Raw genomic sequence first — 19,586 nt, forward strand, 5'->3', positions numbered from 1 at the left:
GAGGTCGGCGACGGAGGACAACGGATGTGCCACCTCCGCTAGCTCGTCCTCCGCGATTCAACCACACGGCGACGTTCATGAATCCGAGGGACGATGGCGGTTCAAGGTGCCAAATGGTGTAGCCGGGCGCTCGTGCAAACCCTCCCACTCGTGAGGCGATGAGGTCGATGCCCCGATCACGGACAGCTGACTCCTGCCATGACAGCCATCGGATGGGCTCCGGCCCGAAGGCGTCTACCGGCCAACTGATTATCCGCGTCGCTCGCACCGCAGATGTCATTGCTTCGATCGCATCATCGTGTCGGCCTGCAGCTCGGCCGCCCTGGTCCATCGGTGTTCACCAGTCGGCGGCTGAGGTCACGCCGAGCCGCATCGCCTGGTTGATGAGTTCGGAGAGGTCGGGGGCGGGGTTGGCGGCTCGTAGTTGCTTCACGATGTCCTGGAGGTAGTGCGCGGCCGACCAGTTGGGTCCGTGTGTGCCTCGGAGTAGATGGGTGATGGCGGTGGCCCAGTTGGTCGCGTCGGCGGTGAGATCGAGCTCATGGATGCGGTGTAGAAGGCCGCTGTGTTGGGACAGTCCGGCGGGTGTCTGGACGAGAAGCGTGACGGCCTCGCCGCGCGAGCTCGCCAGACCGATCAACCAGCGTGCCATCGTCGAAGCTTCGGCCCGGGCAAGCGGCAATGGCGTCGACTGGACGCGACGTGCCCAATAGGTCCGGATCCAGCGTTCCCACTGCGCTGCCGCCTGGTCGGGATTGAGTTCCTCAAGGATGTGGCCGACCTGGTCAGCCCAGGACAGGCGCAGCTCCTCGGGGGCCGTGACCACGAAGCGGGGAAGCCAATCCAGCGGGTCAGCGGCTGCCTGCATTGCGATTGTTGCGAGGTGGGCGCTCAACTGATGCCGGAGCTGTGACCCGAGCGCATCATGGTGACGACATGTCTCCACGTAGGCGTCGAGGAGACCGGCGGTGAGCAGTCCATCGTTAGGTCGGCCCCACGACAAGAACCCCTGCCACGCACCTCGGGCCATCTCCTCGTCGCGGCCCCACTCGAAGAGCGGAAGTAGCCGGGACGTCGCCCAGGTCGGGTCGGCTGCGAAATAAAAGTGCAGCTGCGAGGCCAGGAACGTGCGCGCGAGGAGTCCGTTGCGACCCTCAGCGACGATCATCAGATCGAGTTCGGTGACGAGTTCGCTGGGCAGACCTTGCCAGGAGTCCCCGGCCTGGGTCCATGCCCACTGGACAACCTTCGTCCAGAACTCGGCGAGGTCGCCGGCTGGATGGTTGATCGCCTCCGTCAAGAGGTCGTCGGCGCCACTGAGCGTGCTCGTTTCTGGCTCATTCGGCCAGAGTCTTCTCGCAGTCTCCCGAGCGCGGGGAGACTGGTGCCAGGGGGTCGGATTCGTCTGTGTGCCCCCGTTTGAGAGCATCTTGGTCGCCGCGCGGCGGATCTCGTCCCGGTCCCAGCCGTCGATCACCGTGAGGACGTCAATGATCGTCTGCTCGTCCAGGTCTGCGGTGTCCCACCCCTCGATGATCGCGCTGCGCAGTTCGCCGTCGGCGGGCTGCAGGACTTCGGCCACCACGAGTCCGTCATTGGGATGGGCGGAGACACATGCCTGGAGGGAGCGCAACGCGCCAGTCCAGGTCGGTCCGCTGAGGGTGAGCGAGTCGGTTTGGAACTGGCGGAGCGCCGCGACCGCAGCGACCGGGTCTTCAACGATCCGTGCGTGCAGTTCATCGGCAGACAACGGCGGCGCGTTTTCGACGAATCCTGAGATCATGTAGCTGTTTAGGTCCGGATGCTCCCGAGGCTCAAAGTCGGGATGGGCCACCTGGTAGTCGCTGAATGCCTGGGCGATGTTGGGCCGGTCCGGCGCGGATTGTGCAAGCCAGGCCAGAAGGTTGTAGGAGCGGTAAGGCGAGACTTCATCGTCACCATCGGCAGGGGGACCGGCGATAGCCGCATCGACGAACGCCTGCGCGATCTCATCACTCGCCCCGGGGAGCTCCTCTCGCAGGAGAAGGTAGACCTCATGCTGCAAGCGGATCTCCCAGAGCCAATCTCGGGCCTCGAGCCAGCTGAGCTTCTCGTCCGCTGACCGATCCACTCGCACCCGCCAGGCGTGGACGGCCAGCCGACGAAACAGTGCCTCACCGCGAGCCGCCCAGGCGTCGACGCAGCGAACCGCTAGATCGATTTCGTGCACGAGCGCATGCTCTATGCAGTCGCGCGCCGCGTCGATCAGCACGTCGATCGGTTCGCGATACGAGTCCTGCTCGTGCGGTTCGATGGCTGATCGCCGGAAGCTGATTGGATCAAAGCCGGAGTCGTCGGGCAGGCTTCGGAGCAGGCGGTACACGCGTGCCATTTGCTCGTCAATCGAGGCCATGATCGGCGCGAGGTGCTGATCGAGCATCGGCGCGAACACCTTGGACCACGCTTCTGACAGCCAGTGCTCACTGCCGGGAAGGTCGACCTCGAACCGTGCGGTGTCGGCGTCCACGAAGCTGAGCGCCGACTTCAGCACCGGTCGAGTGCGATCCTCGAGGAGCGTGAGCGCCAGACCGAGGTTGTCACCCCAGCTGGATTCCGCGAGCAGCATATCGAGCAGATCGTCGCGGGGACTCGGAGCATTCTGGAGGGCGAGGACCATCCAGGGTGAGAGCCAGGAGCGCATCTCGCCGTCGTAAGCGAAGAGCCGGTGCACGATCGTCTGCCACGTTGCCGGCGGCCACGGCTGGTCACGCATCGCCAGCAGGGCGAGCGGGGAGGTGGACTCATCTAGCATGTAGCGGTCAGCGACCCATGCCATCAGAGTGCGTGCTGACTCATTCCCGGCCCGTTCGCGGTCGAACAGCGCCCGGAAGGCCGGCCGCTCAGCGACCCAGCGAAACCAGGTCGCCCCGTGAGCCTTCTCGGTGAAGTACCTGATCCGCTCGGGGTGCTCGAGCACTTCGTCGAGGTACGACACTTCTTCAGGGATAGTCGGGGGTTCGGTGGCGACGAGGTCAGCGATCCGGGCGCGGTGTTGGGTTTGACCCATCGCCGTCAGCTCGGCCCAACGTGCCAGACATGCGGGCAATGCTGCGTGGCTTCCGCCCTCCGCCGGATAGGAGACCGGCGTGAGTCCGTATTGGCGCCAGGCTGGATCGTCCCCGTCGCTCGTGCACACGAACCTTTTGCCCGATGGACCGAGTGATCGTGCCAGGTACTGCATGACGACGTCGCCGTGGCTGTAGCCGATGAAGAGGACGGTGAATGCCGCAAACATCCGCTCGAGGAAGCGCGCTGCCCAAGCGTCAAGCAGGTACGCCCTGCCGAAGTCCTTATCGGTCGCCACGAGCCGACGTGGTTCCTGATCGAGCGAACCGTGGAGATGGATGATTCCTTCGAAGTCGTCACCGACCGGAAGGGCGGGCGCCTCGTACACGGCGAGATCCAGGCCCTCGGCTTGCGCCGCTGTCGTGAGGTGGAGGTCATAGTTGGTGGTGACGATCCGTGGAGATGGATGGACGGTGGCCAGCTTCACGATCGCCTGATGCAGGCCGTTCGGCTGCGAAGCGGGTTGGTTGATCGCATGTGCCACCAGGCGATGGACATCGATCCCCTTGTCCGCCAAGCGACCCAGGTACACGTCAGGATGCCGTAGATCGTCATCGTTGGGCTGGTCGCTGACCGAGGCACCGATCTGCTTGATGAGGGTGCGAAAGTCGGGAAGCCCTGCTGGCTCGTCTCGGGAAGCGCCCGCTCCGACAAAGATCACCAGCCGGCCGGCTCGCGCGGCATCGATGAGGTCAGAGGGGACATCGACCTCGCGTATCCACATGGCGCCAGTATCGCGGGTGAGTTACGAGCGGCGGTACGCGAGGACGGCTCGTGTCGGCGAAACCGGCCCCGCTCGCGGGCACGCCGAACGGTCGCCGTAGCGACGGCGTACGCTTCTACGGCCGTCGCGTGTCCACACGTGCCCAAGCTGCTGTCGTTCTGCGAGATGCGCTCCTCCCGCATATCCAGGTGACCGTGTCGGTCAGCGAGTCATCGACTCTCAGGCGGCACCGTGGGTTATCTGATCCCGTCTGTGCAGCAAGAGGAACGACCATGATCGTGTGCGATATGTGTGACGATCTTGCTTGCAAGGCTGGGTCAGACGGGGCTAGGGCGGGTTGTACTGTGCCCCTGAACTGCGGTGATGCGGATCCAGCGAGGTCATTGGCATGTGGGTTCGTCGTTCACACCGAAGAGGTCACTGGTTCGATCCCAGTATCGCCCACCCAGGTCAGCCCCCGATTCCCCTCCTCACCAGCGAAGCTCATGCCTTCGTTCGTGAGCTGTGTGTGAGCAGGATCTCCGAGTCTTCGTCGATCTCCGAGCTCGCGGACCCCTGACATCGGTCGCGGGCGTTTCGCCGACAGTCGACCGGTCGGATCGCAATCCTCTCGTGATGCTCCCGTAGCGGTGCCGTGCGTCGGCGCGTCCACGGCCCCGAACGATGACGGTGACCGCATCGACACGATCGGCGGCCGCGAGCCGGGCATAACTAGTCAAACTGAGAATCGTTATCTATATTGGCTACGCCCTCACGCTGAGCCGACAGGAGCCGATCTCGTCATGCACCGTTCCATGGTCCGGAAGCTCGCGGGCGTGGCTGGCGGCGTTGCGTTGCTGACCGCGGTTCCCGCCGCCGCAGCGCCGATGGCCGCCGAGCCCGGCTCGCCACCGCCCGCGGATGAGCGGAGGGTGCTCACGACCGAGCACGTCGACGCGATCGACGTGGGCTTCGACGGCGAGCGGCTCACCGTCGACTCGACGATCAGCCCGCCGGTCGAGCACGTCGCGACCGACGACCTCGTGTTCCACCTCACCGACCTCGCCCGGGTCGAGGAGCTGCCCGAGCAGTACGCGGAGTTCATCGGCGCCGACACGGCCTGGGTGGTCATGCAGACGCAGAACCCCGACGTCCTCTGGGCGGGGTGGAGCACGGAGCAGATCGGCGCCGGTGTGGTCGACGGCGACGCCGTGGACATCACGCTGACGGACGTGCGGGGACCGGGTGAGCTCGAGGTGTTCCAGACCGGCCCGTTCGGCGAGCCGATCCGGATCTTCAGCTCGGACGAGGACCACGCGACGCTGCGTCAGGCGGTGAACGCGCACGTGCACGCCAACTGGGCCTTCACCCAGCCGGGGGTCTACACGCTGGGGTTCACGGTCTCGGCCGTCGTCGACGGCCGGCCGGTGACGACGGGTCCGGTGGACTACACCTGGGTGGTGGGCGGCGACGAGGGCACGCTGCCCGAGCCGGGGCGGACATCGATCACCCTCGATGCGCCGGCGCGGACCGTCGCCGGCGACGAGGTCGTGCTGACGGCCGACGTGGCGGCGGAGACCGGTGCGGACGCGCCGCCCGCGCCCGGTGGCTACGTCGAGTTCCACGACGGCGACACCTCGCTCGGCTGGACCGGCCTCACCGACGGCCGCGCCACCCTGCCGGTCACGTTCGACGAGCCCGGCGAGCACCGGATCAGCGCCACGTACAGCTCTCAGGAGCCACAGTTCTTCGCCGGCTCGACGTCGGAGCCGGTCACCGTCGTCGTGGAGGACACCGGTGAGGAGCCGGTGGCGCCGACCCTGACGGTCACCGGGCCTGACGCCGTCACGGCGGGCGACGACGTCACCCTGACGGCGACGCAGGACCCGCCGTCGGACCTGCGCGGTTACCGGTGGTCCACGCGGTCGCCGGGAGCGATGGAGTTCCGGCCGATCGACGGTGCGACCACCGAGACCGTCAGCATCACCGCCGCGGCGGCCGACGACGGCCGCCAGTACCGGGTCGCGCTGTACACCGACGGCGGCGAGTACGTCGCGCAGTCCGCCCCGCACACCCTGACGGTGTCGTCGCAGGATCCGGGCGAGGATCCGCCCGGTCAGTGCGAGGACCCGCGGACGGTCCTCACCGACGAGCACGTCGACCTGCTCTCGCCCTCGCTGGACGGCGACGCGCTCGGCCTGCGGGCCCGGGTCGGCACCGCGAGCGACCACGCCTTCCACGATCCGGCCGATCTCGTGGTGCAGGTGAAGGATCCGGAGGCGGCGATCGCGGTGCCGCCGGGCGCGGACTACGAGTTCCTGGGAGCAGCGGGTGACCCGTTGTGGATGATCCCGCAGACGCAGAACCCGCAGGTCGTCTGGGCGGGCTGGTCGACCGAGGAACTCGCTCCGGGAGCACTGCGGGGTGACGGCGTCGAGCTGACCCTGGTGCGCGCCGAGGGGCCGGGCGAGGTCGAGGTGTTCCAGACCGCCGGCCTGGGCGCGGCGCCCACCCGGATCTTCAGCTCCACCGACGCGTTGCCGCCGCGGCAGCAGAGTGTCGGACAGCACGTCCACGCCAACTGGGCGTTCACGGCGCTCGGCGACTACACCCTCACGTTCGAGGTGAGCGGCAGCCTGCCCGACGGCACTGCCGTCACCACCGGCGAGGTGGACTATGCCGTCGTCGTGGGCGACCTGGAGTGCGACCCCGGCCTGCCGGGCGACGAGAGCGGCACGGACGCGGGCGGCGACACCAGCGGTGGGGACGCTGGCGGCGGGGACGCCGGCGGCGGGGATGGCGGAGCGGACGGTGGGGGCGCCGACGGTGGGGGCACCGACGGCGGCGACGCCGGTGGCGGCGACGACGGCACCGGGCCGAGCCCGACGCCGTCGCCCACCCCGGAGCCGACCACGAGGCCGACCACCAAGCCGACCGGCGAGGTCTGCGTCCCCACGAACAGGCCGAGCGGCACTCCGGGCGGGCAGAGCTCCGGCGACCCCGTGGTCCTCACCAACGAGCACGTCGACCTGCTGGCGCCGGTCCTCGAGTCCGGCCGGCTCGACCTGCGGGCCAAGGTGGGCACGGCTGCGGACCACACGTTCCACGATCCGGCGGACGTGCTGGTCCAGGTGGTGCCGGCGGCCGAGAGCACGGTGCCGGGCGGCGACGCCTATGGGTTCCTGGGCACGGCGGGGTCGCCGTTGTGGCTGATCCCGGAGACGCAGAATCCTGAGGTCGTCTGGGCCGGCTGGTCGACGGAGGAGCTCGCGTCCGGCACGTTCGCCGGCGACGCGGTCGACATGCGCCTGGTCGGTGCCGAGGGCCCGGGCACGGTCGAGGTCTTCCAGACGACGGGGTTCGGCGACATCGCGCGGATCTTCAGCTCGGAGGAGTCGCTGCCGCTCCGCCAGCAGAGCGTGGGCCAGCACGTGCACGCGAACTGGGCGTTCTCGGCCAAGGGGAGCTACACCCTGACCTTCGAGGTGTCCGGGACCGCCGGGGGCGAGGCCGTCACGACCGGGCCGGTGGAGTACTCGTTCGTGGTCGGCGAGCTGTCCGGCGTACGCAACGCCACACCGACCCCGTCGCCGACCGCGACGCCGACCGCCGGCCCGTCGCCGTCGAGCACCGCCGACTGCGACCTGGCGAGCACGGGCACGTCGTCGACACCGGCCCTGACCGTCCTCGGCGGACTGCTGGTCGCCGGCGGCGCGGTGGCCTTGGCGGCCCACTGGCGCGAGCGCCGGGCCGCGCGTGCCTAGGACGGTCGCCGGCCTCGCCGCCGCCGGGATCGCCGTCGCCGCGCTCGCCCTGGCCGGCTGCGCGGCGCCGGCGACGCTCAGCGCGAGCGACGACCGGATCCAGGTCATCACGACGACGGGGATCCTGGCCGACCTCGCCCGCAACGTCGGCGGCGACCGGGTGAACGTGAGCTCGCTGGTGCCGGACACGGCCGATCCGCACAGCTACGAGCCGAGCCTGCGCGACATCCGCAACGTGGTCTACGCCGACGTCGCGTTCAGCAACTACCTGCTGCTCGAACAGCAGTCGGTCATCAAGGCGCTGGACGCCAACCTCGACCCGGCGGTGCCGAACATCTCGCTCGCCGAGGGCGCGGTCAAGTATGCGGCGGAGATCATTCCGCTGGTCGAGAACGTCGCCCTCGACACCATCTGGCTCGGCATGCGGGTCCGCGGCACCGGTGCGCGTCATGGCGCCGATCGTGCGTCCGACGTGTATCTGAGCGGCACCCACGCGGAGGGGCCGGGCGACCTCGTCGCCTACCTGACGGAGTCGTTCGGCAACCCGGAGTTCTACGTGGACTCCACCGACGGGTTCGACCCCTCCAACGGGTTCCGCGACGACACCGCGACCCTCCCGCCCGACGCACACACGCACATGAGCTGGGCGTTCACCGAGCCCGGCGTCTACCGGCTGACGCTGACGGCGAGCCTGGCGGTCACGCCGGACTCCCGGCCCGTCGAGATGGGCGAGCAGACGTTCACCTTCGCCGTCGGCGTCGATCCGCACTCCGTGCCGGGCATGGAGGGCGCGGAGGTGCTGAGCGCCGGCCACGCCGACATCACCGTCGACATCGACACCGGCGAGCTGACCCTGCTGGTCGACCCGCACGGCCCCGCGGACGCACACCAGAGCGACCACGACCCGGCCACGACGGTCATCGAGGTGCCCAACAAGGCACTGCACGAGATCCCCGCGGGCGAGGGCTTCCGGTTCCTCGGCCGACCCGGCGAGCAGGTCTTCCAGCTGCCGCAGGCGGTGCTGGGCCGGCACGTCCACGGCGAGATCGACCCGCACCTGTGGCAGAACGTGCACAACGCGATCTCCTACGTCGAGCTGATGCGGGACACCCTGATCCGGGTCGACCCGGACGGCGCGCGGACGTATCGCGAGAACGCCGGTCGCTACATCGACGAGCTGGCGGACGTCGACGCCTACGTGCGCGACACCATCGCGGCGATCCCGGAGTCGCGCCGGCACCTCGTCACCACCCACGACGCGTTCGGCTACCTGGGCGCGGCGTACGACGTGCAGATCTCCGGGTTCGTCACGCCCAATCCCGCCACCGAGCCGAGCCTGGCCGACCGCCGCAAGCTCGCCGAGACCATCCGCAACCTGCACATCCCCGCGGTCTTCCTCGAACCCAACCTCGTGACGCGTGCGTCCACGCTCACCGAGGTCGCCGGCGATCTCGGCGTCGCCGTCTGCCCCATCTACGGCGACACCTTCGACGACCGGGTCGGCACCTACGCCGAGATGATGCGATTCAACGCCGAGTCGCTTCGCACCTGCCTGTCCGAACCAGCCGAGAGAGAGCGATGAAGCGACCATTCCGGATGGCATCCCTGCTGGTGGCGGGGGTCGTGACGGCGACGGCGGCGGCCGGCGCCTCCACGGCCGGCGCCTCCGCCGACGCGGACCTGGATCAGCAGATCGATCCCGACCAGGCCATCGCGACGGAGCCGGCCGTGCTGACCGAGGGGCACGTCGACATCGGCCCGCGCTACGTCGACGACGCGTGGACCCTGCTCGTCCACGACGACCACGCCGAGCCGGCCGTCTGGCGCACCACACCGCAGACGGTGTTCCAGGTGAGCGACGCCTCGCTCACGACCGTGCCGGACGACCCCGCCTACGCCTTCCTCCCGGCCGAGGCGGGGACCGACGTGCACGTCGTGCCGCAGGCGGAGCAGCCGGGCGTCGTGTGGGTCGGGTGGAACACCCAGGACCCGACGGTCATGGAGAGCATCGACCGTGGCGCCACGCTGACCCTGCGCGGTGTCGAGGGCCCGGGCGACCTGGTGATGTTCCTGCAGAGCGGCACGCTGGGGGAGCCCGAGGTGCTGTGGGACAGCCGCGCGGCGTTCCCGCAGGACCTCTGGGTCGAGGTGAACACCCACACCCACGCCAACTGGGTGTTCTCCGAGCCCGGCGTCTACCTGGTCGAGGTCGAGGTCTCGGCCGACCTGGTGTCGGGAGAGCCGGAGTCGGACACCCAGGTCCTCCGGTTCGCCGTCGGCGACGCCACGAGTTCCGACGAGGCGTTCGCGGCCGAGTACACGAGTGCCGCGCCGGGCGAGACCGCCACCCCGCCCGCGGTGGCTGAGGCGAGTGACGACGGCGGCGGCGGTCCGGCGCCGGTGCTGCTAGGCGCCGTCGGAGCCGCTGCGCTCCTCGTCGTCGTGCTGGTGATCGTGGTCCTGCGCGGCCGCGGGGCCCGCCGTCGCGCGCAGGCCGCGGCATGAGCGTCCTGGACGTGCGCGGCGTCACCGTGGCCCTCGGCGGCCGTCCAGTCCTGGACGACGTCAGCCTCACCGTCGAGGCGGGCGAGCTCACCGGGCTGATCGGGCCCAACGGCGCGGGCAAGACGACGCTGCTGCGGGCGGTCCTCGGGCTGGTCCGCATGTCCACCGGCGCCGTCCTGGTCGACGGCAGGCCGTCGCGGCCGGGGCGCTCGGCGATCGGCTACGTCCCGCAGCGGCACGAGTTCGCCTGGGACTTCCCGATCGCGGTCGAGCACGCGGTGATGACGGGGCTCAGCGGCAGGCTGAGCCCGTTCCGGCGCCCCGGGGTGGACGACTGGCGCGCCGTCGGAGAGGCGCTGGAGCGGGTGCGGATGAGCGACCTGGCGCGGCGGCCCGTGGGCGAGCTCTCCGGCGGGCAGCGCCAGCGGGTGCTCGTGGCCCGGGCGCTGGCGCTGCAGCCGCGGGTGCTGCTCCTCGACGAGCCCTTCACCGGCTTGGACCTGCCGACCCAGGAGCTGCTCACCGAGCTGTTCCTCGACCTCGCCCGCGAGGACCGGGCCGTGCTCATGACCACGCACGACCTCGTCGGCGCCCTGGACACCTGCAGCCGGATCGCGCTGCTGAACCGGACGGTCATCGCGGACGCCGCGCCGAGCGACCTGCTCGACCCGGAGCCCTGGATGCGCACCTTCGGCGTGGGGGAGAACAGTCCGTTGCTGAAGATCCTGAAGGTGATGTGAGCCGTGTCGATCCCCGACTTCCTGGCCGACCTCACCAATCCCGACCTGGCGTTCCTGCCGAAGGCCCTGCTGATCGCGGTGCTCTCGAGCATCGTCTGCGGCGTCGTCGGCTGTTACGTGGTGCTGCGCGGGATGGCCTTCATCGGTGACGCGGTGGCGCACGCGGTCTTCCCGGGCCTGGCCGTGTCGTTCGTGCTCCAGGGCAGCCTGGTGGTCGGCGGGGCCGTCGCCGGTGTGGTCACCGCGATCCTGGTGGCGGTGTTCGCGCAGAACCGCCGGGTGAAGGAGGACTCCGTCATCGGCGTCTTCTACGTCGCCTCGTTCGCCCTCGGCATCGTCATCATCTCGCAGGCTCCGGGGTACGCCGGCTCCCTGCAGCAGTTCCTCTTCGGCACCATCACCGGAGTCCCGGACGAGGACATCTACACGGCCGCGCTCACCGGGGTCGTCGTGCTCGGGGCGGTCATGCTGCTCCATCAGCAGTTCGTGACGGTCAGCCTGGACCGCGAGCTGGCCCGGGCGGTCGGGCTGCGCGTGTTCTGGCTCGACATCGCGCTCTACGTCCTGGTGACGGTGGCGATCGTCATCTCGGTGCAGACCATCGGGAACATCCTGGTGCTCGCGCTGCTGGTCACACCGGCCGCGGCGGCCCGGCTGCTCACCGACCGGCTCGGCCTGATGATGCTGCTCGCGCCCGTCATCGGCGGCGGGTCGGCCACCGTCGGGCTCTACCTCTCATGGAGCTACGACCTGCCCGTGGGCGGCACGATCGTGCTCGTGCTCACCGCGGCGTTCCTCGCGGCCTACGTCGCGGCACCGCGGCACGGGATCCTCGCGAGGCGGTGGCGGCGCTCGAGCGCGGGAGAGAGTCCGGTGCCCGCCTGAGCTAGGACGCGGCCGCGCAGTCGGAGCAGACGCCGAACAGGTCGACCACGTGGTGGACCCGCGTGAACCCGTGCTGCGCGGCCACCGACTCGACCCAGTCCTCGAGCGGGGCCTGGATCTCGGAGGCCTTGCCGCACTCGGTGCAGATCAGGTGGTGATGGTGGTCGCGGCTGCAGGAACGGTATCGCTGCTCGCCGCCCGCCGCGTGGTAGGTGTCGGCCTCGTCGTTGCCGACCATCTCGTTGAGGTTGCGGTACACCGTCGCCAGGCCGATGCCCGAGCCGTCGGCGCGCAGCTTGGCGAAGAGGTCCTGAGCGCTGACGAAGTCGTTGCTCTGGACCAGTGCGGCACGGACCTCCAGTTTCTGCCGCGTCTGCCGCCGCACGGTACCGGCCATCGAGATGTCCTCACGTCGAGATCGCTGACGATCGCGACCTTATCGCGCGGCGGCTCAGTACTCGTAGGGCTCTTCGGGCGTGGGCACGACGGTGACGCGGTCGGCCACGAGGACGGGCGCGTCACCGCCGGACCCGTCGGCGGGCTCCCAACGACCGGTGATCTCGACCCAGGTGTCGGCGGTACGGTCGCCGTCGCCGACGACCCGGGCGGTGTAGGCGGTCGCGTCAGCGGCGCAGCAGGCCACAGTGAACCGCGACAGCAGGTACCCGTCGCCTGAGTCGTCCGGGACGACGAAACCGACGACCCGCACGGGGACGCCCTCGAGCGATCGGTCCGGATCCTGCAGCGCCCGGGTGACGAAGTCGCGCATCCCGAGGTCGACGGCGCCCTCGCGCGCGGGCGGCAGTTCGACGAAGCCGGAGGCCGACACCGTCGCGACCGGGCCCTGCCGGCCGGCGGCGAACGAGCCGAGCGCCGGTGGCGCGATGAGCAGCAGCACCAGCAGCGGCACCGCCAGCAGCCACGCGACCCCGGGCGAGTCGTCGTGGCCGTGCCCCTCGTGGCCACCATCGTCCCCGCGCAGCAGGCCGTGCCCGCCGAGCAGCACGAGCACGACGCCCGCGATCAGCAGGATCGGCTGGAAGCTCGGCTTCAGGTAGGCGAGCGCGGCGTCGGCGAACCCGAACCGGACGGCGACGGCGCCGACGGCGAGCAACAGCACCGACTCCATCCGCCGGTCCAGCAGCTTGGCACCCGCGCCCCTCACAGCAGCCACCACCCGAAGGTCAGCGCGCTCGCGACGGCGACGACGAACGTCAGCGGCGCGAACCGCAGTGCGAAGCCGCGGCCGAACGTGCCGGCCTGCAGCGCGATGAGCTTGATGTCGACAGCGGGACCGACGACGAGGAACACCAGCCGCGCGGTCAGCGAGAACTGCGACAGGCTGGCCGCGACGAACGCGTCCGCCTCGGAGCACAGCGCCAGCAGGACCGCGAGCCCGGCGAGGACCAGCACGGCGAGCCACTCGTTCGTGGCGACTGTGGTGATCACGGACCGCGGGATCAGCACCTGCAGTGCGGCCGCCGCGGCGGCGCCGACGACCAGCCAGCCGCCGGCGTGCAGGAAGTCGTGACGGGCGGTGCCGGCGAACACGTCCCACCGGTTCGCCCCGTCGGTCACCGGCCGCGCGGGCAGCCGCAGCCACGAGCCGCGCCCGAACCGCGCCCACAGGAGCCCGACCACGACGGCGGCGGCCAACGATGCGAGGAACCGGGCCAGCACCATCTCGGGCTGCCCGGGGAACGCGACCGCCGTCGCGGCCATGACGACGGGGTTGATGGCGGGCGCGGACAGCATGAACGCCAGGGCGGCGGCCGGTGCCGCACCGAGCGACGTCAGCCGCCCGGCGATCGGCACCGACCCGCACTCGCAGCCGGGGAAGACCGCCCCGGCCAGGCCGGCCGACGGCACGGCTATCGCGGGCCGGTCCGGCAGCAGCCGGGCGATGAGCGACGATGGCACGAACGCCGTCACCGCGCCGCTCACCACCACACCGAGGACGAGGAACGGCAGCGCCTGCAGCGTGATCGACACGAACACCGTCGACCACGTCTGCAGGGTCGCGCTGTCGAACCAGCCGGCCACGCGGGGCCGGAGGAGGACCGCCGCCACCAGCGCCAGCACGAACAGTTCGGGGACGAACCGGCCGGCGCCGCGTCGCTCGTCCGTGACCTGCAGCTCACTCACCAGCCGGAATCCTCCACGAAGGCCGTAATGATAACGGGGCTCAGTGACAGTACCGGCTGGCGGCGGGGGCGGCACCCGTCAGATGACGGAAGCGGTGGCGTTCGCGTTCGTCCTCTGACGGAGCTTCGTCGTGCGGCGTCGCCGGACGACCGCGAGGACGACGGCCGCCAGGACCGCGAGAGCGATCCACGGGACCACCCACAGGCGGGCGGCGGCGGTCCCGGCGGGCGGCGCGGGGTCGAGCGTCTGGCCGCCGGAGGTCTCCGGCCGGATCTCGACCTCGACGTCCAGCCGGCCGAGCTGCCAGACGCCGTCGACGACGGCGGAACCGGCGATGGAGTCACCGGGCAGCAGCTCCGGGAGCAGGTCGCCCGTCCACGTGCGTGCGCCGAGCCCGAACGGGCCGGCGACGCGGACGGCGGGCCGGCCGGCGAGGCGCAGGTTGCCCTCGTTGCGGACGGTGTACTCGACGCGGACGGCGCCGGGCTGGCCGAGCGGCAGGCCGTCGAACGCGACGCGGACGTCGTCGACCGTGAGCGACGGCTCCAAGGTGCCGGTGACCCGCAGGTAGAGGCGCGCTCCGACGCGGTGGTCGACGGCGACCTGCCCGCCTCCGGTCGCCCGGGTGGTCAGGCCGGCCACGATGCCGCCGGCGTGGTCGCCGGGCGTCGCGTTCGCGGGGACGGTGATCCGGAACGGCACATCGACCCGGGAGCGGGCCGGGACGGTCACCGTCGGCTCGCCGAGGTCGACCCAGGACCCGACGTCGACCGGCGCGTCGGCCGCGGCCAGCAGGTCGAAACCGCCCTGGGTGTTGCGCACGGCGTCGCTGGCGTAGAGGTCGAGGGTGAGGGGCTGCTCGGTGTAGTTGCTGACGGCGACGACGTCGGTGATCGTCGCGCCGGGATCGACGGTGTGCTCGAACGCGGCGCGGTCGCCGGGGCCGTCCGGTCCCGACGGGACGATGCCCCACGTCACGGGCGCCTGCGACGACGCGGACGCCGTCGTCGGGAGGATCAGGGCGGCGACGCCGATCGCCGCGAGGGCCGTGATGCGGCCGATGGGTCTCACGGGCGGATGCTCCGATGGGTGTGGGCAGGGTCCGGCGCGACCGGCCGCGGGCGGGCCGGTCGCGCCGGTGTCGTGGTGAGGCGGAGGTCAGATCGCGGTGAACGTGATCGTCGCCTCGTAGGTGCCGGGGACCAGCGTGGTCGGCGCCTCGATCAGCAGGCCTGCGCCGAGCCGGCTGGTGCCCGTTCCGTCGCCGGCCGCGGCGGTGGCGAGCGGGCTGCTGACGGACAGGCCGTCGCCGGAGCCGAGGCCCGGTGCCACGACCTCGCCGGCCGTCACGCCACCGCCGTCGGGCTGCTCGGCGATCAGCGGACTCCAGCCCAGATGCCGGCCGGGCAGGACCTCGTCGCCGGCGGTGAAGTCGCCGACCTGGCCGGAGACCACCCAGCCCGGCGCGCTCGCCCGCGTGTCGGTGACCGTGACGGGCCGGAGGTCGCCGCTGGAGGTCCACCGGTCGGCCGTGCCGGAGAGCTCGAAGTCGCTCATCGTGACCTCGTCGTCCTCCGGGTCGACGCTGGCGACCAGCGCGCCCTCGTCCTCCGGCAGGGTCGCGACGATGCGCTGCGACAGCTCCGGCGGTTCCGGCTCCTCGTGGTCGTCCACCACCACGGTCGCGGGTGCCGACTCTGCGACCACCGCGTGGTCGGCGTCGTAGAGCCGCGCGATCACCTGCACACCGTCGTGGCCGGGCGTGGCGGTGAAGCTGTACTCACCGGTGCCGGCGTCCGGAACGACCACCCACTCCTCGGTGCCCGGCGCCCGGGTGAACCAGTGGTAGTGGTCCAGCCCGGTGGGCGGGTCCTGGACGGCCGTCAGCGTCACGACGTCGCCGGAGTGGTAGTGGCCGGCCAGCCCGGAGATGCCGAGCGTGGTGGACGGCGCGGGGTCGGCGTCGCCCACCTGGAACGTGTACGTCACGGGCGTGCTGGTGACCGTGCCGCCGGCGGCGAGGGTGCCGCTGGCCTGCACCGTCAGCGTGTAGCGGCCGGTCGCGCCGAACGCCCAGTTGGCATGGGCGTGGACGTTGGCGTTGGGCGAGATGGTGCCGGGCAGTTGGAAGCCGCCGCCGAGGACCGAGATCGACTCGCCGAACGAGCCGGTCTGCCACAGGAACACGTCGCCCGGCCCCTCGACGTCGGTGACCTCGATCCGCAGCGGGTTCGTGAACACGCCGGCGGGGATCTGCTCGGTGCTCCAGCCCGGCCAGATCAGGTCCGGGTCCTGGGTCTGCGGCAGGTAGTAGACGGTGTCGCCCGGGTCGCCGAGGAACGCGAGGCTCGGCGGCAGCGGATCCGGCAGCACCAGCGCCGACTCCGGCTTGACCTGCAGCAGCACGTCCTCGGGCTCGTGCAGGACATGGTGGCCGGTGACGTCCTCCTGCAGGTCGACGTCGAGTTGCTCGTCGACCCAGCGCAGGGTGAACGCGTCGATGTGTCCGGTGTCCAGGGTCAGTTCGAACTCACCGGCCGCCGCGGTGGCTGTGGCGCTCGATGCCAGCAGCGCACCCGCGACGACAGGGACGGCCAGCTGTCTGGCACGTCGTGTGAGCAGGGCCCTCATCGTGATCCTCTCCAGTGGGACTGCGGTGGACAGGATACTAATGAGAACCGTTACTATTCACAATAGCTTGGTCGATCCGCCGCAAGTCACCCGTTCTCCCTCATGGAAGCGAGTCCGATGACACGCCTGACCCCGCTTCGCCATGCCCGCGGACGCGTCGCGCTGACACTCGTCGCGGCGCTCGGCGCGGTCGCCGCGCTCCTGCCCTCCGGCGCCGCGACGGCCGCTCCTGGGCCGGCCCCGGAGAGCAGCACCCGGACCGTGCTGACCGACACCCACGTCGACGTCCTGTCGGTGGGCGTCGCGGCCGGGCAGTTGACGCTGCACAGCAAGGCCGACCTCGAGCGGGCCGGCACCCGCTTCTACCCGGACGACGTCATCGTCAACGTCGAGGACGCCGCGAGGACGACGGTGCCCGACGATCCCGCCTACGCGTTCCTCGGCGCTGCCGGGGCCGAGGCCTGGATCGCGCCGGAGACCCGCCGCGAGGGCGTCGTGTGGCCGGGCCTCGACACCGAGGGGCTGGCGGCCGGCGCCGTCGACGGCGACGCCGTGGAGATCGCGCTCACGTCGGCGACCGGGCCCGGCCGCGTCGAGGTGTGGACGGAGTCGGGGTCGGGTCCGGAGCGGCTGTTCTCCGGCGACGCCGGGCTGGGCAACGTCCTGGAGTTCCCGGCCGGCGCGCACCGGCACGCCAACTGGGGCTTCACCGCACCGGGCCGGTATCTGCTGACGTTCGAGGTCAGGGCCGCGATCGGCGGCGTACCGCAGGCGGCCTCGGCCACCGTCCGGTTCCACGTCGGACCGGTCCCACCCGCCGCCGCGACGACCTCCACACTGGCCGCCGACCCGGCCGAGACCACCGCGGGCACACCAGTCACGCTCGCCGCGACGGTCACGCCGGCCGACGCGAACGGCGCGGTCGAGTTCGCCGCCGGCGACGTCGTGCTCGGCCACGCCGACGTCGACGGCGGCGCCGCTACCCTCGAGACCGCCGGCATCCCGCTCGGGCGTCAGACGGTGACCGCCCGGTTCGTGCCCACGTGGACCGACGAGTTCGGCCCCTCGGCCGCCGAGCCGGTGACGGTGAACGTCCGCCAGCCCGGTGCCGCCGCCGACTTCGAGATCACCGGGCTGGAGGACGACTACGTGGCCGGCGACACCCTGCGGCTGAGCGTCGCGGGCTACGTCCTCGGTCCCGACCAGAGCGTCCGCTGGATCGCGACCTCGCCGGACCCGCAGCAGGAGCCGGTCACCCTGGCCGGCGTCACCGGCGCCGGCCCGCTCGCGCTGGAGCGGGTGCTGACCACGGCCTACGACGGCTGGCTGCTGCGCGCCCAGATCCGCACCGGCTCGGCCGTCGACGCGACGACGGCGCCGGTCCGGCTCAGCGTGGGCGGCACCGACGCCGGTAGTGGCGAGGCGGTCACCGTCGCGCCGATCGAGGCGACCTACTACTGGGGCGTCGCGGTCCCGCTGGTCGCGAGCCACCGGGCGCTGTCCGACGGCGAGAGCCTGCGCTGGGTCGAGCGCACCGCCGTCGGCGACGTCGCCTGGCGGGACACCCACGCGACGTACGGCCCGGTCGGCGCCGGCCCGTGGTCGGTCGTCTCGAACTTCATGCAGTACAAGGAGTTCGCGCTGCAGCTGCGGGCCGCCGACGGCACCGTCCTGGGCCAGTCCGCGCCGCAGCGGTACAGCCTGACCATGCGCTCGATCGAGCTCGGCGGCCTCCGCGATCTCTACCGGGTGGGGGAGCGTGCGAGCCTGAGCGCGTCCGTGTCGCCCGATCTCGGCGACGGGCTGGAGTTCGTCTGGGAGCTGTGGCAGGGCGGCGGCGACCGGCTGCTGCTCGACGACGGCGCCGCGTTGCCCACGGCCGAGTTCGAGGTCACCAAGGCCATGCAGGACCGCACCCTGTACCTGCGGGTCTACTCCCAGGCCACCGACCAGCTGGTCGGCTACGTGACCGTGCCGTTCAACGTCACCACGGCTGCCGAGGGCGACCAGGTGCTCACCATGGCTGCGATCGACGGGCACTACCACACCGGCACCCCGGTCTCGATGGACCTCACCGCCGATCCCGCGCCCGCGTCCTCCGACGTCGTCCGCTTCTGGTGGAAGCGCAGCGACTGGCCGGAGTTCCGCCAGATCCCCGGCACCGCCGGAATGTCCCACGCGGTCATCGCCGAGCAGGCGCTCGACGGGACGCAGATCAGAGCCGACCTCGTCGACTCCGACGGCGAGGTGCTCGCCACGACCACGACGCAGACCATCCACGTCGACGACCACGGCGCGCCACCGCCCCAGGGCGTCGTCATCGACGGCCTCGCGCCGGCCTACGACGCGGGCGACACCGCCGTCCTCACCGCGCGCGTGTCGCCGTCGTCGGTGCTGACGCGCTACGTCTGGCGGGTCCAGCGCCCCGGTGACCCCGAACCGGTCGTGGTCGACGGGGCGAACGGCCCGCGACTCGAGCTGCCGGTGACGGCTGACCTCGGCGGCGCGACGGTGACCGCGCAGCTCACCTTCGACGACGGACGCGTGTACGTCACCTCGCTCCCGGCCACGCTGAGCGTCGACGGCGCCGGCCCGGATCCGGGCGGCCCGTCGGAGCGGATCGTCGCGACCCTGGCGGAGGGGCAGGGCGCCCTCGTGGTCAGCGTCGACCCGGACGACGACGTGGTCACCATGAGCGACTTCGAGCTGGGGGCCGCCGCCGATCGGTGGTCGTCCGCCGGGGAACTGCGCCCGGTGACGGTCACCGACACGCGGTCCGGCGCACCGGGCTGGGTGGTCTCCGGCCAGGCCGGCGACTTCACCGCGGGTGCGGCCGTCCTGCCGGCGGAGTACCTGGGCTGGACCCCGATCGTCGCCGGCCGGCCCGACGGTGGCGCGGTACGACCGGGCGACCCCGTGGTGCCGGGCCCGGGCTCCGCCACCGGGCTGTCGGTGAGCAGCCCGCTCGCGGTGGCTGACGCCGGATCCGGGTTCGGGACCAGCCGGCTCGGCGCCGGCCTGCTGATCGAGGCGCCGACCACGCTGGTGCCCGGCATCTACGAGGCGACGATCACGTTCACCGCGATCTGAGGTCGCCGCACGACGGCC

The 19,586-nt window shown here is 71.2% G+C and carries 12 protein-coding genes; 6 read left to right on the top strand and 6 right to left on the bottom strand.

The features are described 5' to 3' along the window. Positions 1–337: 337 nt before the first annotated feature. Complete coding sequence (locus tag HD601_RS16860) at positions 338–3,829, bottom strand: SIR2 family protein (RefSeq protein ID WP_184823706.1); 3,492 nt, start codon at positions 3,827–3,829, stop codon at positions 338–340. Positions 3,830–4,740: 911 nt separating this feature from the next. On the opposite strand from HD601_RS16860, the gene HD601_RS16865 reads away from it, so the two are divergent. From HD601_RS16865 to HD601_RS16885, 5 genes are read left to right on the top strand one after another with little or no spacing between them, the layout of a single operon-like run. Further along, the gene (locus tag HD601_RS16865) at positions 4,741–7,572 is read left to right on the top strand and encodes a choice-of-anchor M domain-containing protein (protein ID WP_184823708.1); all 2,832 of its coding nucleotides are present in this window, start codon (positions 4,741–4,743) and stop codon (positions 7,570–7,572) included. Between the two features lie 28 nt (positions 7,573–7,600). After that, entirely contained in the window at positions 7,601–9,154 is a 1,554-nt protein-coding gene (locus HD601_RS16870) for an anchored repeat ABC transporter, substrate-binding protein (RefSeq protein WP_343076507.1), read from the top strand. A gap of 14 nt (positions 9,155–9,168) precedes the next feature. Further along, on the top strand, positions 9,169–10,077 hold the full coding sequence (locus HD601_RS16875; RefSeq protein ID WP_184823713.1) for a choice-of-anchor M domain-containing protein: 909 nt from the start codon (positions 9,169–9,171) through the stop codon (positions 10,075–10,077). After that, entirely contained in the window at positions 10,074–10,817 is a 744-nt protein-coding gene (locus tag HD601_RS16880; protein ID WP_184823715.1) for an anchored repeat-type ABC transporter ATP-binding subunit, read from the top strand. The genes HD601_RS16875 and HD601_RS16880 overlap by 4 nt, the downstream gene beginning before the upstream one ends. 3 nt (positions 10,818–10,820) lie before the next feature. Then, positions 10,821–11,702, top strand: coding sequence for an anchored repeat-type ABC transporter permease subunit (locus HD601_RS16885; RefSeq protein ID WP_184823717.1), 882 nt, complete (start codon positions 10,821–10,823; stop codon positions 11,700–11,702). A gap of 1 nt (position 11,703) precedes the next feature. Here the strand turns inward: HD601_RS16885 and HD601_RS16890 are convergent, their stop codons facing one another. The 5 genes from HD601_RS16890 to HD601_RS16910 form a co-directional block, all read right to left on the bottom strand. Then, positions 11,704–12,099: a Fur family transcriptional regulator gene (locus HD601_RS16890; protein ID WP_184823719.1), complete on the bottom strand. Its 396-nt coding sequence runs from the start codon at positions 12,097–12,099 to the stop codon at positions 11,704–11,706. Positions 12,100–12,153: 54 nt separating this feature from the next. Further along, positions 12,154–12,876, bottom strand: a complete 723-nt coding sequence (locus HD601_RS16895) for a TIGR03943 family putative permease subunit (protein WP_184823721.1) — start codon at positions 12,874–12,876, stop codon at positions 12,154–12,156. Continuing rightward, a complete protein-coding gene (locus HD601_RS16900) occupies positions 12,864–13,847 on the bottom strand; it encodes a permease (RefSeq protein ID WP_221441060.1) in 984 nt (327 codons plus the stop codon). The genes HD601_RS16895 and HD601_RS16900 overlap by 13 nt, the downstream gene beginning before the upstream one ends. A 78-nt stretch (positions 13,848–13,925) precedes the next feature. Further along, a complete protein-coding gene (locus HD601_RS16905) occupies positions 13,926–14,918 on the bottom strand; it encodes a WxL protein peptidoglycan domain-containing protein (protein ID WP_184823723.1) in 993 nt (330 codons plus the stop codon). A gap of 87 nt (positions 14,919–15,005) precedes the next feature. Beyond that, entirely contained in the window at positions 15,006–16,478 is a 1,473-nt protein-coding gene (locus HD601_RS16910; RefSeq protein ID WP_184823725.1) for a choice-of-anchor M domain-containing protein, read from the bottom strand. A 117-nt stretch (positions 16,479–16,595) separates the two neighbouring features. Here HD601_RS16910 and HD601_RS16915 point away from each other — a divergent pair, with 117 nt between their 5' ends. Further along, positions 16,596–19,568, top strand: coding sequence for a choice-of-anchor M domain-containing protein (locus tag HD601_RS16915; protein ID WP_184823727.1), 2,973 nt, complete (start codon positions 16,596–16,598; stop codon positions 19,566–19,568). The last annotated feature ends 18 nt before the right edge of the window (positions 19,569–19,586 follow it).

Source organism: Jiangella mangrovi (genome assembly GCF_014204975.1).
GTDB classification, from domain to species: domain Bacteria; phylum Actinomycetota; class Actinomycetes; order Jiangellales; family Jiangellaceae; genus Jiangella; species Jiangella mangrovi.

Coding starts and splice junctions, on each gene's coding strand:
- HD601_RS16860 (WP_184823706.1), bottom strand. CDS start 3,829: ATGTGGATACGCGAGGTCGATGTCCCCTCTGACCTCATCGATGCCGCG.
- HD601_RS16875 (WP_184823713.1), top strand. CDS start 9,169: ATGGCATCCCTGCTGGTGGCGGGGGTCGTGACGGCGACGGCGGCGGCC.
- HD601_RS16880 (WP_184823715.1), top strand. CDS start 10,074: ATGAGCGTCCTGGACGTGCGCGGCGTCACCGTGGCCCTCGGCGGCCGT.
- HD601_RS16890 (WP_184823719.1), bottom strand. CDS start 12,099: ATGGCCGGTACCGTGCGGCGGCAGACGCGGCAGAAACTGGAGGTCCGT.
- HD601_RS16910 (WP_184823725.1), bottom strand. CDS start 16,478: ATGAGGGCCCTGCTCACACGACGTGCCAGACAGCTGGCCGTCCCTGTC.
- HD601_RS16915 (WP_184823727.1), top strand. CDS start 16,596: ATGACACGCCTGACCCCGCTTCGCCATGCCCGCGGACGCGTCGCGCTG.